26 protein-coding genes and 2 pseudogenes are annotated in these 24,278 nt (G+C 60.9%); 7 read left to right on the forward strand and 21 right to left on the reverse strand.

Translation table 11 applies throughout. The annotated features are described in order from the left end of the window. The 6 genes from AB5Y93_RS05665 to AB5Y93_RS05690 all read left to right on the forward strand — a co-directional run. The coding region (locus AB5Y93_RS05665) for a flagellin (protein ID WP_368228947.1) at positions 1 to 738 on the forward strand (738 nt) is incomplete at its 5' end. A 41-nt stretch (positions 739 to 779) separates the two neighbouring features. Next, positions 780 to 1,238 carry a flagellar protein FlaG gene (locus AB5Y93_RS05670; RefSeq protein WP_225315744.1) on the forward strand — a complete coding sequence of 153 codons (459 nt, stop codon included), beginning with the start codon at positions 780 to 782 and terminating at the stop codon, positions 1,236 to 1,238. 31 nt (positions 1,239 to 1,269) lie between these two features. Continuing rightward, a complete protein-coding gene (gene fliD / locus AB5Y93_RS05675; RefSeq protein ID WP_191967237.1) occupies positions 1,270 to 2,667 on the forward strand; it encodes a flagellar filament capping protein FliD in 1,398 nt (465 codons plus the stop codon). 20 nt (positions 2,668 to 2,687) lie between these two features. Next, on the forward strand, positions 2,688 to 3,110 hold the full coding sequence (gene fliS / locus AB5Y93_RS05680) for a flagellar export chaperone FliS (RefSeq protein WP_042015966.1): 423 nt from the start codon (positions 2,688 to 2,690) through the stop codon (positions 3,108 to 3,110). A 50-nt stretch (positions 3,111 to 3,160) separates the two neighbouring features. After that, the gene (locus AB5Y93_RS05685; protein ID WP_151027608.1) at positions 3,161 to 3,433 is read left to right on the forward strand and encodes a hypothetical protein; all 273 of its coding nucleotides are present in this window, start codon (positions 3,161 to 3,163) and stop codon (positions 3,431 to 3,433) included. Further along, positions 3,433 to 5,538, forward strand: a complete 2,106-nt coding sequence (locus tag AB5Y93_RS05690; protein WP_368228948.1) for a 6-hydroxymethylpterin diphosphokinase MptE-like protein — start codon at positions 3,433 to 3,435, stop codon at positions 5,536 to 5,538. The genes AB5Y93_RS05685 and AB5Y93_RS05690 overlap by 1 nt, the downstream gene beginning before the upstream one ends. 74 nt (positions 5,539 to 5,612) lie before the next feature. Here AB5Y93_RS05690 and AB5Y93_RS05695 read toward each other — a convergent pair whose 3' ends face one another. The 16 genes and pseudogenes from AB5Y93_RS05695 to AB5Y93_RS05770 form a co-directional block, all read right to left on the reverse strand. After that, on the reverse strand, positions 5,613 to 6,278 hold the full coding sequence (locus AB5Y93_RS05695) for a trans-aconitate 2-methyltransferase (RefSeq protein WP_151027610.1): 666 nt from the start codon (positions 6,276 to 6,278) through the stop codon (positions 5,613 to 5,615). Positions 6,279 to 6,294: 16 nt separating this feature from the next. Continuing rightward, positions 6,295 to 7,335 carry a pseudaminic acid synthase gene (gene pseI, locus AB5Y93_RS05700; protein WP_227656141.1) on the reverse strand — a complete coding sequence of 347 codons (1,041 nt, stop codon included), beginning with the start codon at positions 7,333 to 7,335 and terminating at the stop codon, positions 6,295 to 6,297. Continuing rightward, positions 7,332 to 7,895, reverse strand: a complete 564-nt coding sequence (gene pseH / locus AB5Y93_RS05705) for a UDP-4-amino-4,6-dideoxy-N-acetyl-beta-L-altrosamine N-acetyltransferase (RefSeq protein ID WP_368228949.1) — start codon at positions 7,893 to 7,895, stop codon at positions 7,332 to 7,334. Before pseH ends, pseI begins: the two co-directional genes overlap by 4 nt. Continuing rightward, positions 7,877 to 8,821: a hypothetical protein gene (locus AB5Y93_RS05710; RefSeq protein ID WP_368228950.1), complete on the reverse strand. Its 945-nt coding sequence runs from the start codon at positions 8,819 to 8,821 to the stop codon at positions 7,877 to 7,879. Before AB5Y93_RS05710 ends, pseH begins: the two co-directional genes overlap by 19 nt. Beyond that, the gene (locus tag AB5Y93_RS05715) at positions 8,822 to 10,111 is read right to left on the reverse strand and encodes an aminotransferase class III-fold pyridoxal phosphate-dependent enzyme (RefSeq protein ID WP_368228951.1); all 1,290 of its coding nucleotides are present in this window, start codon (positions 10,109 to 10,111) and stop codon (positions 8,822 to 8,824) included. Further along, a complete protein-coding gene (locus tag AB5Y93_RS05720) occupies positions 10,108 to 10,863 on the reverse strand; it encodes an NTP transferase domain-containing protein (RefSeq protein WP_151027613.1) in 756 nt (251 codons plus the stop codon). Before AB5Y93_RS05720 ends, AB5Y93_RS05715 begins: the two co-directional genes overlap by 4 nt. Continuing rightward, a complete protein-coding gene (locus AB5Y93_RS05725) occupies positions 10,860 to 11,705 on the reverse strand; it encodes an aldo/keto reductase (protein ID WP_368228952.1) in 846 nt (281 codons plus the stop codon). The genes AB5Y93_RS05720 and AB5Y93_RS05725 overlap by 4 nt, the downstream gene beginning before the upstream one ends. Then, positions 11,696 to 12,838, reverse strand: a complete 1,143-nt coding sequence (gene pseC, locus AB5Y93_RS05730) for a UDP-4-amino-4,6-dideoxy-N-acetyl-beta-L-altrosamine transaminase (protein ID WP_368228953.1) — start codon at positions 12,836 to 12,838, stop codon at positions 11,696 to 11,698. The genes AB5Y93_RS05725 and pseC overlap by 10 nt, the downstream gene beginning before the upstream one ends. Continuing rightward, positions 12,835 to 13,839 carry a UDP-N-acetylglucosamine 4,6-dehydratase (inverting) gene (pseB, locus tag AB5Y93_RS05735; protein WP_010674303.1) on the reverse strand — a complete coding sequence of 335 codons (1,005 nt, stop codon included), beginning with the start codon at positions 13,837 to 13,839 and terminating at the stop codon, positions 12,835 to 12,837. Before pseB ends, pseC begins: the two co-directional genes overlap by 4 nt. Positions 13,840 to 13,940: 101 nt before the next feature. Continuing rightward, a complete protein-coding gene (locus AB5Y93_RS05740) occupies positions 13,941 to 14,711 on the reverse strand; it encodes a cobalamin-binding protein (RefSeq protein ID WP_368228999.1) in 771 nt (256 codons plus the stop codon). Positions 14,712 to 14,772: 61 nt separating this feature from the next. Continuing rightward, a complete protein-coding gene (locus AB5Y93_RS05745; protein ID WP_368228954.1) occupies positions 14,773 to 15,705 on the reverse strand; it encodes a cobalamin biosynthesis protein in 933 nt (310 codons plus the stop codon). 26 nt (positions 15,706 to 15,731) lie between these two features. Then, positions 15,732 to 16,424, reverse strand: coding sequence for a 5'-methylthioadenosine/S-adenosylhomocysteine nucleosidase (gene mtnN, locus AB5Y93_RS05750; RefSeq protein ID WP_010674306.1), 693 nt, complete (start codon positions 16,422 to 16,424; stop codon positions 15,732 to 15,734). A 100-nt stretch (positions 16,425 to 16,524) separates the two neighbouring features. Further along, complete coding sequence (locus tag AB5Y93_RS05755) at positions 16,525 to 17,283, reverse strand: ABC transporter substrate-binding protein (protein ID WP_010674307.1); 759 nt, start codon at positions 17,281 to 17,283, stop codon at positions 16,525 to 16,527. 143 nt (positions 17,284 to 17,426) lie between these two features. Continuing rightward, a pseudogene (locus tag AB5Y93_RS05760) lies at positions 17,427 to 17,543 on the reverse strand (ZIP family metal transporter); the annotation flags it as partial. 23 nt (positions 17,544 to 17,566) lie between these two features. Beyond that, positions 17,567 to 17,683, reverse strand: a pseudogene (locus AB5Y93_RS05765) (ZIP family metal transporter); the annotation flags it as partial. Positions 17,684 to 17,706: 23 nt separating this feature from the next. Further along, the gene (locus AB5Y93_RS05770) at positions 17,707 to 18,636 is read right to left on the reverse strand and encodes a ZIP family metal transporter (protein ID WP_319862799.1); all 930 of its coding nucleotides are present in this window, start codon (positions 18,634 to 18,636) and stop codon (positions 17,707 to 17,709) included. A 295-nt stretch (positions 18,637 to 18,931) separates the two neighbouring features. Here AB5Y93_RS05770 and AB5Y93_RS05775 point away from each other — a divergent pair, with 295 nt between their 5' ends. Next, positions 18,932 to 20,563 (forward strand): methyl-accepting chemotaxis protein, encoded by a 1,632-nt coding sequence (locus AB5Y93_RS05775; RefSeq protein ID WP_010674309.1) that lies wholly within the window; start codon positions 18,932 to 18,934, stop codon positions 20,561 to 20,563. Between the two features lie 69 nt (positions 20,564 to 20,632). On the opposite strand, the gene gloA is transcribed toward AB5Y93_RS05775, so the two are convergent. The 5 genes from gloA to rsxD all read right to left on the reverse strand — a co-directional run bounded on the left by gloA (position 20,633) and on the right by rsxD (position 24,277). After that, entirely contained in the window at positions 20,633 to 21,040 is a 408-nt protein-coding gene (gene gloA / locus AB5Y93_RS05780; protein WP_010674310.1) for a lactoylglutathione lyase, read from the reverse strand. A 77-nt stretch (positions 21,041 to 21,117) separates the two neighbouring features. Continuing rightward, complete coding sequence (gene nth / locus AB5Y93_RS05785; RefSeq protein ID WP_005302279.1) at positions 21,118 to 21,759, reverse strand: endonuclease III; 642 nt, start codon at positions 21,757 to 21,759, stop codon at positions 21,118 to 21,120. Positions 21,760 to 21,773: 14 nt separating this feature from the next. Beyond that, the gene (locus AB5Y93_RS05790; RefSeq protein WP_010674312.1) at positions 21,774 to 22,532 is read right to left on the reverse strand and encodes an electron transport complex subunit E; all 759 of its coding nucleotides are present in this window, start codon (positions 22,530 to 22,532) and stop codon (positions 21,774 to 21,776) included. Positions 22,533 to 22,548: 16 nt separating this feature from the next. Then, entirely contained in the window at positions 22,549 to 23,181 is a 633-nt protein-coding gene (rsxG, locus tag AB5Y93_RS05795) for an electron transport complex subunit RsxG (protein WP_201887692.1), read from the reverse strand. Between the two features lie 43 nt (positions 23,182 to 23,224). Next, a complete protein-coding gene (gene rsxD / locus AB5Y93_RS05800; RefSeq protein WP_010674314.1) occupies positions 23,225 to 24,277 on the reverse strand; it encodes an electron transport complex subunit RsxD in 1,053 nt (350 codons plus the stop codon). Position 24,278 lies beyond the last annotated feature (1 nt).

Here is a 24,278-nt window from a genome sequence, read left to right on the forward strand (position 1 = left end):
ACCTCCCAGGTAAACGGCCTGGACCAGGGCAACCGCAACGCCAACGATGGCATCTCTCTGGCGCAGACCGCTGAAGGGGCCATGGACGAAGTGACAGGTATGCTGCAACGCATGCGTACCCTGGCGCAACAATCTGCCAACGGCTCCAACTCCGCCAAAGATCGTGAAGCTCTGCAGAAGGAAGTGGATCAGCTGGGGGCGGAGATCAACCGTATCTCCAAAGACACCACCTTTGCCGGTACCAAATTGCTGGATGGCAACTACAGCGGCAGCTTCCAGGTCGGTGCGGATGCCAACCAAACCATCGGTTTCAGCCTCTCCCAGGCTGACGGTTTCAGCATCTCCGGCATTGCGGCTGCAGCCAACACGACGGTGGATGTAGGTACTGTCATTGGTACAGCCATCAACGTTACCGCCATCTTTGCTGCCGGTAGCTCTATCAGCATTAGCACTCAGAGTGGTGCTCAACAGGTTCTGGCTGCTGCTGATGCCATGTTGGGAGTTGTGGACAGCAAGCGTGCGGAGCTGGGTGCGGTGCAGAACCGTCTGGACTCCACCATTCGTAACCAGGCCAATATCTCGGAAAACGTGAGCGCAGCACGTTCCCGTATCCGCGATGCAGACTTTGCTACAGAAACCGCCAACATGACCAAGCAGAACATTCTGCAACAGGCGGCTTCCAGCATCCTGGCCCAGGCCAACCAGCGTCCGCAGTCTGCACTGCAACTGCTGGGTTAAGCGGGCCGTAACGTCAACATCATTGATATGAGGAGCAGCAGATGGGCAATGAATCGATAGCCATGCCTTCTGTTTCTTCGACGCTAACTCAACATGGCGGCCCTCAGGCCGCCATGCCTGCTTCTTCATCCGTTGCGGGTGGACATGATGTGGCCGAACAGAAAGGCGTCGAGTCGGCAGCCAAGGCATCGCAGGAGCCACCGACACACATCAAGGCAGTCAAGCCGAGCATTGACAAGGCCTATATAGAAAAACAGGCCCAAGAATTGCAAGAACGCTTGGACAACTTGAGCAAGATGAAGGGATGGACAATCAACTTCAGTCTGGTTCCCGAGCTGGAGCAGCCGGTCATCAAGGTCATTGATGTGGATACCAAACAGGTTATCCGACAGATCCCGAGTGAAGAAATGCTCTTGATGAACAAGAGGTTGCAGGCCATGGAGCAGGCAGGGAACACCCTGCCAAGTCTCTCCGGGCTGTTGTTCGATGGCCAGGTGTAACCTGATATTTTAAGTTGATAGACAGGAGGATTTGATGGCAATTACTTCAGCAGGGGCGGGGTCTGGACTCGATCTTGAAAGTGTGATCTCGGCGAGTGTGGCAGCGAAAAAAGCCCAATTGCAACAGCCGATCATTACCAAGCAAAACAGTACCCAGATCTCCTTGTCCGGTATCGGTCAGCTGAAATCCTCCATCTCTGCCTTTACCGACATTCTTGATAAACTGAGTGCGCCAGGTGCGTTCAACAAACGTGCCATCAACATCACCCAGAGCAAAGATGACCCCATTTTGAAGGTGGAGAGCAAGTCTGGTGCTTCCAACGGTCAATACAACATCATCGTCAATAAGTTGGCGGAAACGAGCCGCCAGGAGGGGATCTTCGACAGTTCGACCACCCCTCTGGCGACTCAGGATGGGCAACTGACCTTCAAGGCGGGTGACAAGACGTTCAAGGTTGATGTGAAGGCTGGGGACACCCTGCAAGATATCCGTAAAAGCATCAACAGCAATGGCGATAACTTCGGTCTGAGTGTCAACATCGTAAACACGGCTGATGGCAAGGCCAAGCTGGTGATCGACTCCGGTATCTCGGGAGACGGCAAGGATTTGACCATCACCGGCGATAACGCCGAGCTAGGGGTTTTCGAAGCCGGTGGCGGTGTGATGAGCCAGACCCGGGCAGCCAGCAGTGCCGAGATTAACGTGGATGGCAACGTCCTCAAGAGTGATACAAACACCTTTGATGATTCCATTCAGGATCTCAAGGTGACGGTACTTCGCGTGTCGGATAAAGACAGTGCGGGGGATCTCAAGGCAAACAAGGTCGATATCACGACCGATAAGACCTCCATTCAGGAGCTTGTCCAGCAGTTCGTGGATGGTTACAACACTCTGCAAGACAAGATGAATTCCCTGGGCAAACGCAACACCTTCGTGGGTGGTGTGAAGCAAGACGATGGCGGTGCTCTGGCCGGGGATTCCACCACCCGAGCGATCGAGTCTTTCATGAGCAACCTGCTGGTCAGCCCTTCTCAGAACAGCGGTACTTATTCCACCGTCTTTGAGATTGGCATCAAGATGGACAACAAGGGAAAACTATCCCTCGACAAGACGAAGTTCGGGGAAGCTGTCGACAAGAACTTCGATCAGGTGGTGGCCCTGTTTGGGGGAGAGAAGGGGCTGGCATCTACCCTTAATTCCGGCCTGAAAGAATATACCAAGAGCGGCGGCATGCTTGCGCAACGAGAAGATGTCCTGAATTCGGATTTGCGTGCGCTGACCCAAAAAACGGCGACGGCCAATGCCCAGTTGACGAAGTATGAAGCGGCATTGCGCGCCCAGTACGGCAGTCTGGATGCCTTGCTGGTCAAGATGAACAGTTCTGCTTCTGCATTGGCAACATTGCAGACGAGTTATCAGAAGTCTTGATAGATCGAGAGTGTTGAATTATGTACAAGCGCAATATCAAAGCATATACAGCGGGTAATTTGGCGGCCGATCTGGCCACTGCAGACCCTCACCGTGTCATCCAGTTGATGATGCAGGGCTGCCTGGAGCGACTGGCTCAAGCCAAGGGAGCCATTGAGCGCAATGACATGGAGGCCAAAGCCACTGCCGTCTCCAAGGCACAAGGATTGCTTCACGGGTTGCAGGATGCGCTGGACATGAGCCAGGGGCGCATGGCGGAGGATCTGTATGGGCTTTACGCCTATATGGATGAACGGGTTTGGGATGCCAGTCTGAACCGGGATACGGCGCCTCTTGATGAAGTTATGACTCTCATGCTGACCATCAAGTCAGGCTGGGATCAACTGCCTGAATCCGAAAAACACCAGGGTTATCAGATGAGACAGCAGTTGGGTGAGCTGTGAGCTCCAGGCTGGCCGTGCTCGAAGAGGCACTGGACGAGAATGCCCGCCTCATGGAGACGCTGTTGCGGCAGCAGCAATATGATGATGCCTTGCAATGCATGGATGACAGGCTTGTCTTGATCGATAAGCTGGTCACGCTGGCCAGCGGCGATGCGGCAGAGCAACAGGCGGTAGCCGCTCTGGCCGTCAGATTGTCCGTTCAGGAAGAGGCCATGAAAAACCTGGCCGCCACTCATCATCATGCCATTTTCGAACAGTTGACCCTGTTCGGAAGAGCCAGCAAGGCCGGTCAGGCCTATCGTGTGAACAGCAAGGAGTTCTGATGTCGCTCAATGTCGATTCCGCCCTGATGCAAGCTGAGCAGGATGCACTGCGACTCCAGCAGCAGGCGGAACAGGAAGCCGCCATGGCAGTGGCGTTGCCGCTGAGATTTGAACAGAATATGGCGGCATTCCGTCGATATATTCCCCATATCGCCGATACCTATGAGCGTTACCAACCCGCTCGCCCGTTCAGGTTTTTCTGCAACGAGAATGGTCAACCCAATCTTGAGTGGCTAGATGATGGCGTTGCCGTCTACGGCAACGAACCCTACCTCATCTGTGAGACCCTGGTCACCGAGTTCATGGAGAAAGGGGGCCTGTCCAAGTTCTCCTTCAGCCAGGAGGCGAATCCCCTTGGCTTTATGCATGTCGAGTATCTCAACAAGCTGAATGCTTACCTTGACGATATTTCTGAGACGGAGACACAGCTCGAACATGTACCCAATGAGGTCCCCAGTGCCCTGGTGTTTGGCGTCGGCCTCGGGTACCACCTTGGCTATCTCTATGAAAGGTGCAAGATCGGCACTCTGTTCCTCTTCGAGCCGGATCTGGATCTCTTTTACGCCTCCTTGTACTGCTTCGACTGGGCACCTTTGCTCGATTACCTGCATCAGGAAAACCTGGGGATGCAGATCCTGCTGGGACAGGATGAAGAGAGCATCGTCAAGGATTTCGCCTCTGCCATTCACAGCCGTGGTTCCTTCCTGATTGCCAATGCATTCATCATGTGGGGCTATCAGAATGAAAAGATCAAGAAGCTGATCGAAAAGGTGCAGCAAGAATATTTCTTGCTGGTGATGGGGTGGGGGTTCTTTGACGACAATCTGATCGCCCTGTCTCACACCATCAACAACATCGAGCGCGGAGTCCCGTTCCTGCAAAAAGATCGACGGGTCTCGCCCCAGTATCAGCGAACCCCTGTTTTCATCGTCGCCAATGGCCCGTCTCTGGATGATGCCATTGCTGTCATAGAACAGAACAAAGACAAAGCCATCATCATTTCGTGTGGCAGCGCCATTTCTGCCTTGCACAAAGTGGGCATCAAACCGGATATTCACGTCGAGACGGAAAGAACCAAGGTCGTTTATGATTTCCTGGTGAACCTGGATGATCCTGAATATCTGCGCGATGTGCTGTTCCTGAGTACCGATGTCATTCATCCTGACTGCGCGACGCTGTTCAATACCTCGGCACTCGCATTCAAACTCAGTGAACCTGGCGTCGTGCTTTATCGAAATTATTTCCCCGGTTTACAACCTTGTGCGGCCCTGGGGGGGGTGAACCCCCTGGTCGGCAACATCGGTGTCAGTGCTCCCATCCACCTTGGCTTCAAGCATCTTTATCTTTTCGGTCTGGACAATGGGTACAAGCATAAGGGGCATCACCATTCCCGGCTCAGCTCTTACTACAACAATGAAGAGAGTGCCGGAACCCTGGGTGAGATGATGTATGGCGACAGCCAATGGCGGCGAGAAGGGAATTTTGGCGGTATGGTCATCAGCAACGCCATGTTTGATACCTCCCGCCATGTCATGGAGCAAGCACTGGCGGCCAATCCCGATGTACAGTGTTTCAACTGTAGCGATGGCGCCAAAATAACCCATGCCAGAGCCTTGCCCAGCGTTGAAATCAGCTTCTCCCAGCGCGTTGACAAGACGGCGTTGCTGGGAGAAATCGCATCGTTGTGCGCCCCTATTCAACTGTCCAAAGAAGACTTTTCTTCTCTGCTCGATGTCGAGTTCTTCAATATCTTTATCGACAAGATGATGGAGGAATGGCAGCAGCCGTTCACGTCGCGCAACGAAGTGAACCAGTTGATGTTGCGCAACTTTGGTTACCTCGCCCAGATTGCCGCCACACGGCAGCAGCATATTACCCAGACCATGGTCGGCTCAATGAACTATGTGTTTACGCTGTTGAGCTCCATTCTCTATTCGTTCGAAGGTGAAGAGAAAACCCTGCAACTGATGAAGCCCGCCATCGCGTTGTGGCTGGAGTTTCTCGGGAAGGTGAAGGCGATGTATCCAAGAGCGCTCGACAGTGTGGACATGATAGATAACGAAGTGATGGCATTGTTCAGAAAAAAAGCGGGTAGCAAGGTGTGAATCTTCCCCGGAAGGGGTTATACAAGCCATGAGCCTTGCACGAAGAAAAATACCGACCCAGAGGTCGGTATTTTTTATCTTTTTGGATAGGGGTTCTGCGCTGCGAGCAACCTTGCATCCTTTCGCAAGATTTGCACGGAGATTAGGGCATCCGGTTCCATTTCTGCGCTACCGTCGTGATGCTGTACATGTTCAAACAGACGGTGGTAACCCGGATGCCAACCAAACAGCTCTCCATAGTTCATCTTGTAGCTGAATAAATGGGCATGATGTTGATAGTCGTTGCGATAATGTCCGGCCGGCGGGTTGAAATCCAGTATGGTCATCAGGCCCCGATCGGCCAGTAGCGCATCGCTGCCAGCGGCAATCTTGAACAAGTCTTGGGGATCGCAAAGATAGAGGCAGAAGCCGAAGATGATGAGATCGACAGGTTCTATATCGGGCAGACTGTCGGCCGTTCCGACTGCAAGGTGCAACCCGGGATAGCGTGTGCTCCCGTCTTCAATGGCGCTGGCCGAAGGGTCCACCCCATAGCATCGGGCACCGTAGTGCTCGGCCAGCTGCGCTAGCCGCCAGCCATTGGCGCACCCTATCTCCAGAATCCTGGCAGGTTTGCAGCCCAGATACGCCAGCGCCTTGAAGATAGGGTCGTTGTCCAGTGTCTTGCCGAGAATGGCGCTCTTGTTGCGCTCATACCATTCATTCCCTTCCCGTGCCATGAAGACATTTTTCTGATCCATGGGATGTTCCTTGCAGTCAGACAATCAATGACCATGCCAGCGGCGTGCCGGCCTGAATATCCTGGCTGGCATGGCGACCCAGCAGGGATGGAAGATGAACCGGGGGCAACCCATCGGCAGGGCGGATGGAGCGGACATTGCGTGACGTGAATGCATCCCCGGCTTTCATGTCCTCACAGACGAAGAGAGAGCGAGCGAATCGCCGGTTTCGCAGTGTCTTGTCGTTCAGGTGATAGCTGACATTCCCCAGTGCAGCCTCGACTTGCCGTACTCCCTCGACCATATGAGCGAATTCATCCGGTGTCATGGAGAAGGAGGCATCCGGCCCGCCCAGGGTGCGGTCCAGAATGAAGTGTTTCTCTATCACGCGTGCACCCAGGGCGGTTGCGGCCATGGCCACGGCCTCTCCCAGGGTATGATCCGACAAGCCCACTTCGACTCCGAAAGTCTGCTTCATATTGGGCATGGTGAGCAGGTTGGCCTCGTCCACCGGCGCTGGATAGGAAGAAGTGCACTTGAGCAATGTGATGTCATGATTGCCCACGCGGCGGCATGCCTGCACGGCAGCATCAATATCGGCCAGGGTCGCGATACCGGTCGAGATAATCATCGGCTTTCCCTTGCTGGCGGTGTACTCGATCAGAGGAATGTCGGTGATTTCAAACGAGGCGATCTTGTAGAGAGGGACGTCGAGCGTCTCCAGAAAATCGACGGCACTGGTGTCGAAGGGAGTAGAGAAGAAGACGAGCCCCTCTTTGCGGGCCTCGGCCTGGATGGCGGCATGCCACTCCCAGGGGGTATAGGCCTCCTGATAGAGTTTGTGGAGCGTGGTGCCATCCCAGATGGTGCCCTGATTGATCTGGAAATATTCATTGTCACAATCAAGGGTGATGGTGTCGGCCGTATAGGTCTGGATCTTGATGGCATCGGCACCACACGCCTTGGCTGAGCGCACCGTCGCCAGCGCCGTCTCCAGTGAGTGGCCGTGGTTGGCAGAGAGTTCGGCAATGATGAAGCATCGCGTCGGATTGAAGGTACGAGTCATGGTTTGGGTCATGAATTATTCCACTCCTGTTCAGTGATCCCCATGAGCACGAGATCCACATAGTTTGATGTCTGAGGGCGATACACGGCTTCCCGCCAGACCCCTTCATGGCGAAAACCGGATCTCAGATAGGCTTTGATGGCCCTTTCGTTGTCTGCCGCGACTTCCAGCTTGAGGGTATGCAGACGGGCGATGTCGAAGGCGAGCTGGTTCACGGCGCTCAGCAGGCGTGCGCCCAGCCCCTTGTCGAGGCGAAAGGGATTGCGATAGATCCCGAGCCAGGCGAGGCGATTGTGCCAGTCCAGCCTGTGCAAGGAGATGACTCCGATGGGGCCCGCGTTGTCCTGGCAGAGATAGTTGATGTTGCGGGTGTCCTGATGCTGGCGAGCCATGAAAGCGAGATGCGACTCCAGGCTGATGTCGCCGCCACTGTTCATCCAGTGGGCAATGTCGGGATGCGTGCGCATCTGCCAGACGGCAATTTTCTGTTGTTCGTCCAGCATGGCGAAGGGGGTGAGTGTGGCACCGGACAGCGTTAGGTGGCGCTGCAGGTTCATCTCTGGTTGAGCCATGAAAGTGCCTCCAGAGTGCCGTTTCCTGTCATGAGTTGCTGCAGCCCCTGTGACCGTCTTGACCGTTCGTCCGGTGCAGACAGCGCTGTCAATCCTTGCTCCAGCCGGGAGAGCAAGGCGGTATCGTGCCACCACCCAGCCGACATGAAAGCGTCCGGGCCGCACCAGCCAGCCAGCTGACGACGCTGGTTGTCTGCCACGCCGACGAGAATGCCGGGCAGACCGCAGCGTGCCAGTTCATAGGTCACCTGTCCGGCGGCGCTGATGGCCAGATCGCAGTGAGACATGAGCGCGATCATCTGCTCGGCATCCAGACGGTGATGTTGCCGGCATCCCGACAACCGGGTGTCCCGCTCCCGGTTGACAACATTCAGCTCCATGTCAGGGTGGGACTGGCGCAGCCGGCTCACCAGCCCGGGTGTCAGATCGCGCACGTCGGTTCCCCCCATGATGATCAAGATGCGTTCGACACGGTCGGCAAACCTGGTTCGGGTGGGGACCGACCAGAATGGGGGGCGCAAAGGTTGCCAGCCCGGCCCCCACCGCCAGATGGCGGCGCCGGACTTGTCACCATGGGGGCCGGGGCTGGCATGGACCACCATCCCCTCTGGATAGTCCAGACGTTCGGTGTCATCGAGGTACATCACTCGCACAAATCCCGCTGCCATGCTCTGCAGCGTCTCCAGACTGGCCGAGTAGGAGTCGACGATGGCGACCGCCTGTTGCGGGGGGATGGATTGCTGCTGCCAGCGACCCCAGCTGACGGACTCCCCTTCGAGCAGGGTGCTGGCAAGCGCATCGCCGTCCACCACCCAGTGGACGACGCCTCCCTGTTGTCGCCAGGCCTGCGCATAGGCGCTGCAACGGCTGAGGTGCCCCAGGCCCCGGACCCTGTCCCCTTCACTGAAGATCCAGAGTGGCAGCACTCAACGCACCTTGAACACCGGCTGGATGGGTTCGCCATCCAGGGCCTGATGAATGGCCTTGTCCGCATCCAGCCGGATAAGCGCCGGCAGGATATCGGCATAGACGGCCAGCAGGGTTTGGACGTCCTCTTCGCTGTGGGCAAGGTTCAGGTTGTGGCTGCCGAGACTGAGGATGCCCCGTTTGCACAGCTCCTGGATGAAGTAGCTCTTGAGCAGCCAGCTGGAATGGTTGGGGGAGTCGCCGATGAGCAGGAAGCTCCAGCTCGGATGACCCGCGCTTTGCAGCCAGCGTGGGGCGTTCACTTGTTCCAGCAGTGCGTTGAGCCCATCCAGCAGTTGCTGGCCTCGCTCGGCCAGCCTGGCTGGTACGTCGAGCCGACGCATCTTGCCGATCACGGCGTTCGCCGCCGCCAGGGCGATGGCATCGCCGCCGAAGGTACCGGAGAAGAAGATGTCCTCCATGCGGCGCATGTACTGGCGGCGACCCACCACGGCGGAGATGGGAAAACCGTTGGCCATCCCCTTGCCGAAAGCGGCCAGATCCGGGGTGACGCCAAACAGGGTCTGCGCACCCCCGAGGTGGAAGCGAAAGCCGGTGATAGTCTCGTCAAAGACCAGCAGGGCGCCGTGTTCATCACACAGCTGGCGCAGACCGGGCAGAAAGTCCGGGGCGGGCCAGGCGACGTTCATGGGCTCCAGGATCACGGCGGCAAACTCACCGGGGTGGGCTTCCAGCTGGGTCTTGAGGGAGTCCAGATCGTTGTAGTCGAAGCGGTGGGTGAGCTCGCGCACGCACTCCGGGACTCCCAGATGACGGGTGGTGGAGCCGATGTACCAGTCCTGCCAGCCATGGTAGCCGCAGACGGCAACGCGCTCTCGCCCTGTCACTGCGCGGGAGAGACGAATGCAGGCGGAGGTGGCGTCGGTGCCGTTCTTGCCAAAGCGAACCATCTCGGCGCAAGGGATGAGCTCGATCAGCTGTTCGGCGACCTCGGTCTCAAGACGGTGGGGCAGGGAGAAGATGGAGCCCAGGTTGAGTTGCTCCATCACTGCCTGGTTCACATCCAAATCACAATAGCCCAGGCTGATGGCGAGCAGGCCGCTGGCAAAATCCAGGTACTCGTTGCCATCCACATCCCACACCCTGGCGCCCTGGCCGCGCTCGATAAAGAGCGGGGCTGCGCCATAGGGAAAGCAGAGCCGGCTCTTGGAGAAGGTTTGGGACCCTAAGGGAATGCTCTGCTCGGCCCGGGCCGACAGGGTCAGTGAATGCTGGTAACGTGAACTCATGAGTGGTTCTCCTTGGCCAGCGAGCTTGCCAGCCCCTCATTGCGTTGATGTTGAGTGTTCAGGGTTGCCAACTGCGGCTCACGAGCCAGCAGGACGAGAATGTCGTCGGTGGCAAAGGCTGGGTTTGACGGGTAAAGACGCTGATATATCTGCTCGATCAGGGCGAAGTCGGCGGGTTCGTCCACCGTCCAGCGCAGGTGGGCGAGGCTGGGGGTGCGACTCAATGTGCCAATCTTGAACGCATCCGCATGCTGGCGGATGTAGTAGGTCACATGCTCGCGCTCGGTCAGGGTGTGCGCACGTTCGGCGAGCAAATCGAGGGTGGCTGCACTCAAGATCTCGGCATCCAGCCCATCCGGGTAGCTGGGCTCCCAACAGTTGCTGCTGTAGTCGTAGCCACCGTCCAGATGAAGCGCGATAAGCTCGTCGATAAGGGCCGGATCCGCGAGGGGGCAATCCCCGGTGAGCCTGACAATCTGGCTGGGCCCAAAGGGCTGGGCCGCGAGATGAAAACGCAGCAGCACATCGTCCAGCGGGCCACGGAAACAGGGCACGTCCAGCTCGGCGCAAAGCGCCGCGATGGCCTCATCCTCGCGCTGATCGCTGGTGGCGACCACCAATTGATCCAGCCTGGCGGAACGTTTGAGCCGCTCTATCTGGCGGGCGAGCATGGGCTCGCCGAGCAGAGGCTTGAGCACCTTGCCAGGCAGTCGGCTGGAGTTGGCTCTGGCCTGCAGGATCCCGAGGATCATGATGTTCTCCACATGGCAGGGTTGATGAGGGCCGGCTCGTCGCAGGTGAGGGTTGCCAGTTCGGCGTCCTGAGCAGGATGCAGATGGTCATAGGCAGATGCAATCGCTGCCAGCTCGTGTGCGTGGCAGACGCCGACCACGAAGCGGCTCACCTGGGGCAGGGCCGGGATCAGGGCAAGCACCTTGTGGAGGAGGGAGAGATGGGGCTGCCACCCATCCAGTCGCGAGAGCGGTTCGCTGAAGGCGTCAAAATAAGGGGGACGAAGGGTTGGCTGCATCAATAACAGACCTTGCAGGAAGAGGGAGCGCACATGGATTTCACACCCCATGGCCTGCAACCGGTCGAACCAGCCTGCGCGCAAAAAACGCTGATCGAGCAGATTGGCGGGGAGCTGTACCAGCTCCAGGGGATAACCCTGCTCGAGCCAACGCGTCAGCTCCTCGGGGGTGTAGACAGAGACGCCCACCTTGCCCACCTTGCCCTGATGCTGAAGGTCTGCCAGCCGCTCGAACAGGGCCGGACTGGCGTCCTGGCTGCGGTGCAGCAGCAAGCCCTCGACACTGGGGCGAGCCAGTCGTTGCAGGCTGGCCTCCAAAGAGGGGGTCAGATCTGCGGCATCGATATTGGGTGAGAGCTTGGTGATGACCTGAAAGTCGGCGGTGTTGCACATCCCGAGCCTCGCCTCGGCCTTGCCGTAGGCCTGGGCCGTGTCCAGGGTATTCATCCCCAGCTTGCGGGCCAGGGCCAGAATGGCGTCGAGCTCCTGATCCTGCACTTCGCCTGCGCGGTTGCTGATGCCGTAATCGAGCCCAAACTGCACCGTCCCCAGGGCTAGGCGCATAGTATCCGCTCCAGGGCCTCGATGACCTTGTCCTGCTCGGCCGATGAGAGGGCAGGGAACAGGGGGAGGCTGATGGCTTGCCGGTAGTAGGCCTGGGCGCCTGGGTAATCGGCGGGATCATGGCCGAGATCACGGTAATAGGGCTGGGCTGGAATGGGCATGTAGTGCACGTTGACGCCGATACCGGCGTCTCTCAGACGGGCAAACACCTCATCCCGGTCTTGCACCCGGATCACATAGAGGTGGTAGCCACTGAGTCTGTCATGCCCCTGGTGCAAGGGCTCGACCGGCAGTCGAGTCAGCAGCTCGTCGTAGCGGGCAGCCAACAACCGGCGCCTGTCAATGAACTGCGGCAGGCGGGCGAGCTGGCTGCTTCCCAGCGCCGCCTGGATGTCGGTCAGGCGATAGTTGAAGCCGAGTACCTGCTGCTCGTAGTACCAGCCTCCCGGAGTGTCGACGGTCAACTGCGCCGGATCCCGGGTGATGCCATGGCTGCGATAGAGACGAAGCCTCGCGGCCAGCTCGGCACTGCGAGTCGTGACGGCGCCCCCTTCCCCGGTCGTGATGGGCTTGACCGGATGGAAGCTGAAGACGGTCATGTCGCTGTGGGCACAACTGCCGATGGGCTCTCCCTGATAACGGGCTCCCAGGGCATGGCAGGCATCTTCGATGAGGGACACGCCATATTCTCGGCACAGGGCGCCTATCTCGGCGAGATCGCAGGGCTGGCCCGCGAGATGCACGGCGACCAGGGCTTTCGGCTGACGAGTGCTGCCCTGAACCTGTTGCAGCTTCTCGCGCAGCGCCGTCACGCAGAGGTTGCCGGTTGCGGAGTCCACGTCGACGAAATCCACCTGGGCGCCGCAATAGCGGGCACAGTTGGCGGAGGCGACGAAACTGATGGCGGATACCCAGACCCAATCCTGTTCGCCCAGCGCCAGCGCGGCGCAGGCAAGGTGCAGGGCCGTGGTGCCGTTGCTGCAGGCGATCACGTGGGGAGCCTGGCAGTAGTCGGCCAATCCCTGTTCGAAGGCGGGGACCGCCTCACCCTGGGTGAGGTAGTCCGACTTCAGCACGGCGACGACGGCTTCGATATCTTCATCTGTGATGGATTGGCGTCCATAGGGGATCATTCGGCGAGCACCTGCTGATTCATGACTTTCAATTCCTCTATCGACAGGAAGTGGCGATTATTGAGGGAATTGTATTCAAAGCCGTGCTCGACCCGCACCGCGGTGTCACCCAGGGCATTGACGGCGAAGTCATTGTTTCGGCTGGTGAAGGTGATGCTGGGAGCGATGACGTAATAGTCGTCAAATTCATAGGTGTGGTAGGAGTCGTCAGCCGGACACATCACCTCGTGCAACTTCTCGCCCGGACGGATGCCGATGATCTCCTGGGGCAAGTCCGGCGCCATGGCGCTGGCGAGATCCGTGATGCGTACCGACGGGATCTTCGGAACGAACACTTCCCCCCCTTTCATGCGGGCAAAGTTGGTCAGCACGAACTCGACCCCCTGTTGCAGGGTGAGCCAGAAACGGGTCATCTCGGCATGGGTAATGGGCAAGCTGCTGGCCCCTTCCTTGATCAGGCGATCGAAGAAGGGCACCACAGAGCCCCGGGAGCCGACCACGTTGCCATAACGTACCACGGAGAAAATGGTGGGGTGCTTGCCCGCCATATTATTGGCGGCGACGAACAGCTTGTCGGAGCAGAGTTTGGTGGCGCCATACAGGTTGACCGGATTGGCCGCCTTGTCGGTGGAGAGGGCGATCACCTTCTCGACCCCGTTGTTGAGGGCCGCCTTGATGACGTTTTCCGCACCATGGATGTTGGTCTTGATGCACTCCATGGGGTTGTATTCGGCGGCAGGCACCTGCTTGAGGGCGGCGGCATGCACCACGAAGTCCACGCCGTGCATGGCCATGTCCAGGCGCTCGGCATCCCGTACGTCACCGATGAAATAGCGCATGCAGGGGTGATTGAAACGCTGCTGCATCTCGAACTGCTTGAGTTCATCACGGGAGTAGACGATCAATCGGCTCGGCGTGTAGAGGGAGAGGACAGCCTCGATGAACTTCTTGCCAAAGGAGCCGGTTCCCCCGGTGATCAGGATCGTTTTGCCGTTGAACATGTCATGGTCCCGTTATGAAGTGAGTGTCTGTTAGATTCAAAAGCATATTTTATGCCATAACCCGCGATATGGGAGACAGCATCGCCGTGACGCAGGCGCCATCAAGGGGTTGACGCGCTGCTCCCGGCGATCGCCTCGCATATCTGCTCCACCGCGTTGAGGGCGCGGGGGGTGAAGCGGTGCAGTTCATCGGCGTTGATGAGGGCGAGCCGTTGGTGTTTGACGGCGTCCAGCATGGGCCACTGCCGCCAGTGATCCAGCACGGAAGGATCCTGGCCGCCAGCCAGGATAAGCCCGGGATTGGCCTTGATCACCTGCTCCAGCCCGACCTGGGGGTAGGCTGCTCCCGTCTTCGCCATGATGTTGCGTCCGCCGCAGAGGGTGATGGCCTGCCCCGGCCAGGTCGAATTATTGACGCTGGTGAGCGGCGGGTACCAGAGCTGATAGAAGACAGACAGGGGCTTGGGCTCGCCGTAGCGCGCCGCCAGGGCGTCGAGCCGGGTCAGATAGGCGCGGGCTTGCTCGTCGGCTCTGGGCGTGAGCCCGAGCAGGTGCCCCAGGCTGCGCATCTCGGTGGCCAGGGAGGCAAAGTCGGTGGGCTCCGAGTAGAAGATGGGAATGCCGAGGCGCTCGACCGGGCCCAGCATACGGGCCTGGGCGGAGCGCCAGGCCACTACCAGATCCGGCTTCTGGGCCAGCAGCGCCTCAAGGTTGATGCTGCGATAGTTGGCCACCCGGGGGAGGTTGGCCACCTCGGCGGGGTAATCGGAGGCATCGTCGGTGGCGACCACGCGATCCCCGGCGCCGATATCGAACAGCAGTTCCGTTAGATGGGGAGTGAGGCTCACGATGCGCTGCGGCGGGGTGGCCATGGCGCACAGTGAGGTGCCCAGCAGGCAGACAAACAGGCCCAGGGCACGAAGGGAAACGCGATCAGCCATGATTGAGCGCCATCCATGTCAGGAGCAGCGAGAGCCCGAGCCAGCCCCAGCCGGTCAGTTGCAGACGCTGCAGCAGGCGCAGGGGCAGGTTGGCATCGGGTTCGCTCCCCTCATCAAATACCGGAAAGCGCACCAGCTGGCCCTGATAGTAGCGGGGGCCGCCGAGTCGGCGGCCCGTGGCCCGGGCCAGCAACGCGAGCAGGACCCCCATGGCGGGATGGGGCCAATGCAGCGCAGGTCGCACTCTGTTGCCCAGCCCGCGCACCTGGGTCAGGCACAGGGGGAGCGCCAGCAACAGGATGGCGGGGGCGCAGAAACCCTGATAGAGCGCCGCAGCCGGGCGGCCGAAGTGGACGAACGCGCTTTGCTTGGGGTTCCACGCCAGATGGGTCAACTGGGCGAGCCGCACCAGCAGGGCACCCTGTACCCCGGCCAGGGCGAAGCCCAGCAGGGGGGCGGCCCACTGACCGACGAGGCGCAGTACGCAGGTCTCGCTCACCGCCTTGTTCAACCCCATCACCGAGAGCTTGCCGGTTTCCCGCTTGAGCCAGGGGGCGACCTGCAGCCTTGCCACGACCAGCGTCTCCTGGGTCGCCAGGGCGCGGCTCCCCCGGGCGAGTTCCCGCAAGGGGCGGGATTCGAGCATCAGCAGCAGGAACAGGAGGTCGAACAGGGGCTCGGACAGGGAGAGATTGCGCACCGCCCAGAGACCGGCAGCGCAGGGCACCCAGACCACCAGCAGGGCAAGGAGCCCGGCCTGGCTCTGCTGGCGCGGTGTGCCGTCGGGGCGATAGACCTTCTGGCCGAGGCAGGTGAGCAGAGGCACGGCTGCGCCGGGTCGAAAGCGTGCGGGCCAGGGCAGCAGGGCCTCCAGCAGGGCGGCCCCCACCATGATGGCCGCCGTCGTGGAGGCGAGGGCGGTCATCAGGGCATCCCAGGAGGGGGCGTCGATCACAGCTTGCCGAGCAGCGCGATGATCACTTCGGCGGAGTGTTGACCCGCCACCTCAATGAAGGCATCGAAGGATTCCACCTGCTCCTTGCCGGCGATGTCCGACATGGCCCGTACCACCAGATAAGGCACCTTGAACATGTGGCACACCTGGCCGATGGCGGCCCCTTCCATCTCCACCGCCAGCATCTGCGGGAAGTCGGCACGGGCTTTCGCGATGGCGTCCGGCTTGCACATGAACTGATCGCCGGTGCAGATGAGTCCGACCTTGGTCTGGTGCTTGCCTTGCTCGGCAATGCAGGCCTGTGCCAGGGCGATGAGTTTTTCGTCGCAGGGGAAGGCGGCGGGCTGCTGGGCCATCTGGCCCATTTCGTAACCGAAGGCGGTCACGTCCACGTCGTGGAAGCGCATCTCGCTCGCGATGACCACGTCACCGATGTGCAGATCCTGGGCGAAGCCGCCGGCGGAACCGGTGTTGATGACGCAATCGGGAGCGAACTTCTCCAGCAGCAGGCTGGTGGCGACGCTGGCGGCGACCTTGCCGATGCCGGAGCGGGTCAGGATCACCTCTTTACCGGCCAGCTTACCCTGATAGAACTCGCAGCCGCCCAGTTGCAGGGTGGTGGGCTCGCTCAGCTGGCTGCGCAGGAGGGCTACTTCCTGCTCCATGGCGCCGATAATACCTACTTTCATCATCTACCTCGTCTCGATGGCCGCTGGGCCGAAAAAGTTGGCGTGGATGATAGCAAAACTTGGCGGTGGCGCCGAGCATTGCGATGGCGCGGATGGGGGGTCAGGGGTAGCGTCTGGCCAGGGCGGCCAGTTCACCACTGTCTGCGAGCCGTTGCAGGGTGTTGGCGAACAGGGTCAGGCGCTCGGGGGCACTGTGGCGATGGAACAGGATGTAGAAGGGAGTCTCTTCCATCACGGTGGGCAGGATGCGGATCTTGTCGGCCAGCCCCTGTTCGCGCAAGTCGGACTCAAACCCCGGGGAGCGGTAGTAGACGAAACGGCCGCGCTTCATCAACAACTTCTCGTAGTTGGCCTGGTTGCTGATCCCGCCGCTGTCGATGATGAGGCCGCCGATGTCCTGGAGCCGGGCGATGGCGCCGCTGCCATGGTTGATGAGGATGATGCCCGCCTGGCCGAGGGCCCTGACATCCTGCCAGCTGCGTATCTCGACGGGATCGTCACGGCGCACCGCCAGGTGGTAGCGCACCGTGAAGATGGCGGGGGTCAGGACGATGAAGTGATCCCGCCTGGCCGGGCTCTCCCCCACGCCGCAGATGAAGTCCAGCTGGCCGTGCTGCACCTTCTTTTCCAGCCGTCGCAGCGGCAGGAAGCGCTGATCTCCCTCAATGCGAAGGGCAGGCTCCCTTGCTTCCATGAGCCGGAAGAGATCGACGCAGATCCCGCCGACATGCCCGTCGGGGAGCGTCACGTACTTGGGGGACGACGCCTGTTGCGCGGCCGTATGAAAGACCTCGGTGGCGCCAATGGCCCTGGCGGTGAGGACAAGCAGACACAGCAGCAGGATTATCCTGAGGGTCATCCGGGCAGGCTTCCGATGGGATTCAGGCGCCGTACATCAACCAGTCAAAGGGCGCCGGGGGCTCAACATTAGGCGATTTCCCCCTCTTATTTCAAGGGGTTCGCGCTGTCGTCACCGGGCGTACGGGGCTTGAGGGGGGGTGATCAGCCGAGTGCGGTGTCGAGGGTCATCATCAGGGCGAAACCCGCCATCAGGCCCAGGGTGGCGTGGGTCTGGTGGCCGTTGCGATGGGTTTCCGGGATCACCTCGTGGGAGACCACGGGTTGCATGGGGCATCGGCGTCTCACCCCAGGGCTGTATCCAGCGTCATCATCAGGGCGAAGCCTGCCATCAGGCCCAGGGTGGCGTGGGTCTGGTGGCCGTTACGATGGGTTTCCGGGATCACTTCGTGGGAGACCACGGGTTGCATGGGGCGTCGGCGTCTCACCCCAGGGCTGTATCCAGTGTCATCATCAGGGCGAAGCCTGCCATCAGGCCCAGGGTGGCGTGGGTCTGGTGGCCGTTGCGATGGGTTTCCGGGATCACTTCATGGGAGACCACAAACAGCATGGCACCAGCCGCGAGCCCGAGGCCGATGGGGTAGGCGATGGCCATGCCGCTGGCGAGTCCTACCCCGAGCAGGGCGCCGAGCGGTTCCAGCAGGCCGCTGCCGATGGCGACCAGCACGGCCACCGGCGGGCGAAAACCGGCTGCGCACATGGCCAGCGCTACAGCCAGTCCTTCGGGAATGTCCTGCAGGGCAATGGCGGTCGTGAGCGGCAGTCCCACCGTCATGTCCCCCTGGGAGAAGCTGACCCCGATGGCCATGCCTTCGGGCAGGTTGTGCAGGGCGATGGCGAAGACGAACAGCCAGACCCGTGAGCAGCTCTCATGGCCGGGACCACAGGGGCCGGTCTTGTCGTGCTCGTGAGGAGTGAATTGATCCAGTCCCAGCATCAGCAGCACCCCGAGGGTCATGCCGGCCACCACCACGGCGGCGGCGAGGAAGCCGTCACCCGTAATCCCCTCGGCGGCCTCGAGCCCCGGCAGCAGCAGGGAGAAGGCGCTCGCCGCCAGCATCATGCCGGCGGCGAACCCCAGCATGGCATCTTCCACCCGTTGGGGGACGGCGCGCAGGAACAGGGCAGGCAGGGCGCCCAGCGCCGTGGCGGCAAACCCCGCAGCGCCGCCGATGAGGCCATAGCGTACCCCGGGCGTGATTTCTCCTGCTGCCAGCATGACGAGACTCTGCACCAGGAGCAGCAGCACGGCGACCAGGGCGAGCAGCAGCCCCAGGGCGATGAGGGGGCGATCCGCTATCTGCTCGCGCAGTTGGCCAGACCAGGAAGGGGAGAGGGTCGATACGTTGTCCATGGGGCCTCTGAAGACAGGAATGGGGAGAGACGAGCGGCCATTACATAACCTGGCCCCTGCTTTGTCCATGACGGCGGACCGATTGTGGCAATCGGCTCAAGTTTTGCGTCGAGCTGGTCGCTCCTGTGCTGGCAGCCTCGTGGCGGGCACAAGGCCCGGCGTGGGGCGAGCGGGAAGCAAGGGATCCCCTCTCTTCGCTCCCATCGTCATTTCCCGTCAGGAGTCTCGGGTCACCGCTTACACGGATGTGATCATTGTGTCACTGCACATCTGCAGTCGAGGATCACCAGCCAACATGTCTTACAAGCATCTCTCCATCGGCAAGAAGATTGCCGCCGTCTTTGCGGTCATTGCCGTCATCAACGCCGTCTTCGGCCTGTTTCTCGCCACCGAACTGCGGGACATTCGGGATCGGGTATTGAACTTCACCGACTCCACCCTGCCAAGCGTGCTCTCGGTGGACAACTTGCTCTATGACGTCTCCTATGTGCGCCGTGCCCAGTTTGCCCTGCTGATGGTGGAAGATGCCGTCGACAGGCAGGTTCGCCGCGCCCGCATCCAGGAGAGCCTGGGCAAGGTGCAGCAGGTCATGGATGCCTACGAGGCAACCGTGGGGGCCGAGCATGAACGCCAGGCCTTCAACCGCGTCAAGCAGCAGTGGCTGCAATATCTGGGGGCCGTCAACCAGGTGGATGCCCTGTTGTTCCAGGGCAGCAGGGATGAGGCCAGGGAGGCGCTGTTTCGCTCGAACGGGCTCTACACCGAGCTGGAGCTGGCGGTGCGTGCCCTGGTGAAGGTGAATCTTGGCTTTGTGGAAGAGAACCGTGGCAGCCTGCTTGGCAGCGTCACCATGGTGATGACCTTTGCCGTGGTGAGCATCGCGACCCTGCTGATCTTCATGGGGGTCATGACCTGGTTCCTCACCCGCCAGATCTGCCTGCCCCTGCAAGCCGTGGTGGCCCAGGCCAATGCCATCGCCCTGGGGGATCTGACCCATCGGCTGGATCGCCAGCACATCGGGCAGGACGAACTGGGGATGCTGGCCAGCGCCTCCCTCAAGATGCAGGACAACCTGCGTGGGCTCATCGAGGAGGTGGCCGCCGCCGTGACCCAGCTGGGGGCCGCCATCGAGGAGGTGAGCGCGGTCTCGGAGCAATCATCCCAGGGGATCCAGAGCCAGCAGCAGGAGATAGCCCAGGTCGCCACCGCCATGGCCCAGATGAAGGCGACGGTAGCGGATGTGGCGGGCAACACCGAGGTGGCCTCGGAGTCGGCAAGCTCCGCCAATGCCCTGGCTCGCCGCGGTAGTCAGGATGTGCAGGGGGCCCTGGATGCCATCACCCGGGTGGCCGGTGAGATGGAGCAGGCGGGCAACCTGGTGAGTGAACTGGAGAAAGAGTCCGCCCAGATCAACCTGGTGGTGGATGTCATTCGCGGCATTGCCGACCAGACCAACCTGCTGGCACTCAATGCCGCCATCGAGGCGGCCCGTGCCGGTGAGCAGGGGCGCGGCTTTGCGGTGGTGGCCGACGAGGTGCGCACCCTGGCGGGGCGTACCCAGGCCTCCACCGGCGAAATCGTCGCCATCATCGAGACCCTGCAGGCCCGTGCCAATCGGGCGAAGTCGGTGACCGGCCAGAGCTGCGAGATGATCCGCCAGTGCGTGAGCCAGAGCGAACGCACCAGTGCGGGCATTCGTCAGATTGAAGAGGCGGTGGCCCAGATAGCCGACATGGCGATCCAGATTGCCAGTGCCTGTGGCGAGCAGGATGCGGTCTCCGATGAGCTGGGCCGCAACGTGGCGCGCATCAACGACTCCTCCAACGAGGTCGCGACCGGCGCGGATCACACCGCCAAAGCCTGTCTGGAGCTGAGCCAGCTGGCGGCGGGTCTGCGCCAGAGCATGGGGCGCTTCCGTCTGGCCTGACGGTGGTTGCAGCCAATGAAAACGGGGCCCTGGGCCCCGTTGTTTTTCTCACCGCCAGGCGGCGTGGGCTCAGGCGCCCAGGCCGGTACCGGCGTCTTTCTTGGCAATCAGCTCAATCTTGTAGCCGTCCGGGTCTTCCACGAAGGCGATGACTGTGGTGCCGCCCTTCACCGGGCCCGGTTCGCGGGTGATCTTGGCGCCGGCGGCGCGCAGCGCCTCGCAGGTGGCATAGATGTCGTCCGCTTCCAGGGCGATGTGACCATAGGCGGAACCGAGCTCGTACTCGCTCACGCCCCAGTTGTAGGTGAGCTCGATGACGGCTTCATCCTTCTCGTCGCCGTAGCCGACGAAGGCCAGGGTGTACTTGTATTCGCTGTTCTCGCTCTTGCGCAGCAGTGTCATGCCCAGCACTCGGGTGTAGAAGTCGATGGAACGTTGCAGATCGCCGACGCGCAACATGGTATGCAGAATTCTCATTGCTCAATTCTCCGGGTTGGTGGATTGGTACTGCCTTGAATCCATGGCCCGAGACCGGATCCGCAGAGGCCTGCAGATCAACTCTCGGGATAGACCTTCTCTTTGTATTCGCACAAATCTTCGATGATACAGGAGCCGCAGCGGGGCTTGCGGGCGAGACAGGTGTAACGCCCGTGCAGGATGAGCCAGTGGTGCACGTCCAGCTTGAACTCGGCGGGGACCACCTTGAGCAGCTTCTCCTCCACCTGATCGACGTTCTTGCCCACGGCAAAGCCGGTGCGGTTGGAGACCCGGAAGATATGGGTGTCGACGGCGATGGTGGGCCAGCCGAAGGCGGTGTTGAGCACCACGTTGGCCGTCTTGCGGCCGACGCCGGGCAGGGCCTCGAGGGCCTCGCGATTCTCCGGCACCTCGCCACCGTGGCGCTCCAGCAAAATGGCGCAGGTCTTGATGACGTTCTCGGCCTTGGTGTTGAAGAGGCCAATGGTCTTGATGTACTCCTTGACCCCGTCCACCCCCAGATCCAGCATGGCCTGGGGGGTGTTGGCCACCGGATAGAGCTTGTCGGTGGCCTTGTTGACGCTGACATCGGTGGCCTGGGCCGAGAGCAGCACGGCGATGAGCAGCTCGAAGGGCGTGGTGAAGTTGAGCTCTGTGGTGGGATGGGGGTTGTCGTCCCGCAACCGCTCCAGGATCAGCCTGCGTTTCTGGTTGTTCATGGATCTCTCTTGTCTCAGAGCTGGGTCGTGCGGGCGCCCGCCGCCGGCACGGTGCAGTGGGCCTTCTCGGCACTCTGCTTGCGGCCCATCCAGTCGTTGATGGCGTTTTTGCCGGCGATCATCAAACCGAGGCCGATGAAGCCGCCGGGGGGCAGGATCGCCAGCAGCAGGCTGGCGTCGGCGTGGAACAGCTCGACGCGCAATGACTTGGCCCAGTCACCCAGCAGCAGCTCGGCACCGTCAAACAGGGTGCCCATGCCGATGATCTCGCGAAGGCCCCCCAGTACCAGCAGCACCAGGGTAAAGCCCAGCCCCATCATGAAGCCGTCGAGGGCGGCAAGCAGGGGCGGGTTCTTGGAGGCATAGGCTTCGGCGCGGCCGATGATGACGCAGTTGGTGACGATGAGGGCGATGAAGATGCCGAGCGCCTGATAGAGGCCGTAGGTGTAGGCGTTCATCAACAACTGCACGCTGGTCACCAGGGCCGCGATGATCATCACGTAGACCGGGATGCGGATATCCTTGGGCACCCAGTTGCGCACCAGGGAGACGGCGAGGTTGGAGCAGACCAGTACCACCATGGTGGCAAGGCCGAGCCCCAACGCATTGGTAAAGGTGGAGGAGACCGCCAGGGTGGGGCAGAGCCCCAGCACCTGCACCAGGGAGGGGTTGTTCTTCCACAGTCCCTGCAGCATCAGCTCCTTGAGCTCTTCGCGGCGGCCACTTTCCCCGGCGGGTTGGCTGGCCGTGTCAATCACGTCGACTTGTTCCATTGCGTGTGCTCCGGCGTTAGGGGTTGGTATGGCAGGAGGGGGCATCGTGCAGCAGTTCGGGGTGCTCCTGTTGCAGCCTCAGCAAATTTTTCACCGCCTTGACCACGGCCCGCGGGGTGATGGTTGCCCCGGTGAAGGCGTCGAATTCGCCGCCATCCTTCTTCACCGCCCAGGTGGTGTCGTTGTCGGCCGTGAGGGATTTGCCGGTGAAGCTTTCGATCCAGCTGGATTTCTTCAGCTCTATCTTGTCACCAAGCCCCGGGGTTTCCTTGTGGGCCAGCACCCTGACCGCGCTGACAGCCCCCTTGGCATCGGTGCCGACCACCATGCGAATGGCTCCACTGTAACCATCGGGGGCCACGGTTTCCAGCGCGTAGCCGGTATGCACCCCCTTGAGGGTGGCGGTATAGAGGGGCATGGGCTCATCGCTGCCCAGGTATTCCCGGCTGCTGACCAGCTTGCAACTGGCCACCAGATCGTTGTCATAACTCCCCTCGGGCAGCAGGGCCTGCAGGGTGCGCAGCTTCTCCAGCTCTTGCTGGTGGGCGATGCGATCCCGGGTCAGTTCGTTGGTCAGCACCACCATGGCGGTGCAGCCGAGGGCAAAGAGTGCCAGGGTCAGGCCATTCTTGCGCATGCTTTTCAACATGGGAGGCTCCCTGTCTCGCGTCTGCGGCAATTCAAATGTGGGTTCATTTGCGACGGGCTCCATAGACCTTGGGGCGGGTCAGACTGTCAATCAGGGGAACGCACAGGTTGGCCAGCAACACGGCGAAGGCGAAGGCATCCGGATAGCCGCCAAAACGGCGGATGACATAGACCAGCACGCCGATGAGCACACCGTAGACGAGGCGCCCCTTTGCGGTGGTGCTGGCACTCACCGGATCGGTGGCGATGAAGAAGGCCCCGAGCATGGTGGCACCGCTGAACAGGTGCAGCATGGGGGTGGCGGTGGCATCCGGGGTGGCCAGATAGCCCAGGGTGGCAGCGAGCAGCAATGCGCCCAGCACGGCAGTCGGAATGCGCCAGTTGATCACTTTCTGCTGGAGCAGGAAGAGGCCTCCCAGCAGGTAGCCGAGGTTGACCCAGCTCCAGCCGATGCCACCCCAGCCCTCGAAGACCTTGTGTGTCATCACTTCGGTGGCGGTCAGCCCCTGGGTCAGCCCGGTCTTTAAGGTATCCAGCGGCGTGGCCATGGTCAGGCCATCCACCCCCTGCTTGAGTTGCAGCATGCTGTAGCCGTCGAGGCTGAAGCCGGTGAAGATCACCGAGGCCGCATCGGCGAAGCCGATGTCGTAGGCGGCGATGCTGGAAGGGGGCAGCCAGCTGGTCATCTGGACCGGGAAGGAGACCAGCAGCAGCACATAAGCCACCATGGCAGGATTGAACAGGTTCTGACCGAGCCCGCCATAGAGATGCTTGGCGATGATGATGGCGAACGCCGTGCCCAGCACCAGCATCCACCAGGGCAGCAGGGGGGGCAGGGAGAGACCGATGAGCACGGCGGTGAGCGCCGCGCTGCCATCCAGCAGGGCCGGTTTGACGGGGCGGCCGCGCAGGCGAAGGACCAGGGCCTCCGAACCCAGGGCCGTGACCAGCGCCAGCAGGATCTGGATCAGGGTCCCCCAGCCGAAGAACCAGGTCTGCGCCAGGAAGCCGGGCAGGCAGGCCAGGATCACCAGCACCATCAGGGTCTGGGTCTGTTTGCGGTTGTGGGCAAAGGGCGCACTCGCGATATTGAACATG

The organism is Aeromonas sp. R10-1 (assembly GCF_040908465.1).
Taxonomy (GTDB): Bacteria; Pseudomonadota; Gammaproteobacteria; order Enterobacterales; family Aeromonadaceae; genus Aeromonas; species Aeromonas caviae.

Coding starts and splice junctions, on each gene's coding strand:
- AB5Y93_RS05790 (WP_010674312.1), bottom strand. CDS start 22,532: ATGGAACAAGTCGACGTGATTGACACGGCCAGCCAACCCGCCGGGGAA.
- AB5Y93_RS05745 (WP_368228954.1), bottom strand. CDS start 15,705: ATGACCGCCCTCGCCTCCACGACGGCGGCCATCATGGTGGGGGCCGCC.
- AB5Y93_RS05775 (WP_010674309.1), top strand. CDS start 18,932: ATGTCTTACAAGCATCTCTCCATCGGCAAGAAGATTGCCGCCGTCTTT.
- nth (WP_005302279.1), bottom strand. CDS start 21,759: ATGAACAACCAGAAACGCAGGCTGATCCTGGAGCGGTTGCGGGACGAC.
- AB5Y93_RS05720 (WP_151027613.1), bottom strand. CDS start 10,863: ATGATCCTCGGGATCCTGCAGGCCAGAGCCAACTCCAGCCGACTGCCT.
- pseB (WP_010674303.1), bottom strand. CDS start 13,839: ATGTTCAACGGCAAAACGATCCTGATCACCGGGGGAACCGGCTCCTTT.
- rsxG (WP_201887692.1), bottom strand. CDS start 23,181: ATGTTGAAAAGCATGCGCAAGAATGGCCTGACCCTGGCACTCTTTGCC.
- AB5Y93_RS05685 (WP_151027608.1), top strand. CDS start 3,161: ATGGAGACGCTGTTGCGGCAGCAGCAATATGATGATGCCTTGCAATGC.
- AB5Y93_RS05725 (WP_368228952.1), bottom strand. CDS start 11,705: ATGCGCCTAGCCCTGGGGACGGTGCAGTTTGGGCTCGATTACGGCATC.
- rsxD (WP_010674314.1), bottom strand. CDS start 24,277: ATGTTCAATATCGCGAGTGCGCCCTTTGCCCACAACCGCAAACAGACC.
- AB5Y93_RS05770 (WP_319862799.1), bottom strand. CDS start 18,636: ATGGACAACGTATCGACCCTCTCCCCTTCCTGGTCTGGCCAACTGCGC.
- pseH (WP_368228949.1), bottom strand. CDS start 7,895: ATGGCTCAACCAGAGATGAACCTGCAGCGCCACCTAACGCTGTCCGGT.
- pseC (WP_368228953.1), bottom strand. CDS start 12,838: ATGATCCCCTATGGACGCCAATCCATCACAGATGAAGATATCGAAGCC.
- AB5Y93_RS05690 (WP_368228948.1), top strand. CDS start 3,433: ATGTCGCTCAATGTCGATTCCGCCCTGATGCAAGCTGAGCAGGATGCA.
- pseI (WP_227656141.1), bottom strand. CDS start 7,335: ATGACCCAAACCATGACTCGTACCTTCAATCCGACGCGATGCTTCATC.
- AB5Y93_RS05740 (WP_368228999.1), bottom strand. CDS start 14,711: ATGGCCACCCCGCCGCAGCGCATCGTGAGCCTCACTCCCCATCTAACG.
- mtnN (WP_010674306.1), bottom strand. CDS start 16,424: ATGAAAGTAGGTATTATCGGCGCCATGGAGCAGGAAGTAGCCCTCCTG.
- AB5Y93_RS05670 (WP_225315744.1), top strand. CDS start 780: ATGGGCAATGAATCGATAGCCATGCCTTCTGTTTCTTCGACGCTAACT.
- AB5Y93_RS05695 (WP_151027610.1), bottom strand. CDS start 6,278: ATGGATCAGAAAAATGTCTTCATGGCACGGGAAGGGAATGAATGGTAT.
- AB5Y93_RS05755 (WP_010674307.1), bottom strand. CDS start 17,283: ATGACCCTCAGGATAATCCTGCTGCTGTGTCTGCTTGTCCTCACCGCC.
- gloA (WP_010674310.1), bottom strand. CDS start 21,040: ATGAGAATTCTGCATACCATGTTGCGCGTCGGCGATCTGCAACGTTCC.
- AB5Y93_RS05715 (WP_368228951.1), bottom strand. CDS start 10,111: ATGAGTTCACGTTACCAGCATTCACTGACCCTGTCGGCCCGGGCCGAG.
- fliS (WP_042015966.1), top strand. CDS start 2,688: ATGTACAAGCGCAATATCAAAGCATATACAGCGGGTAATTTGGCGGCC.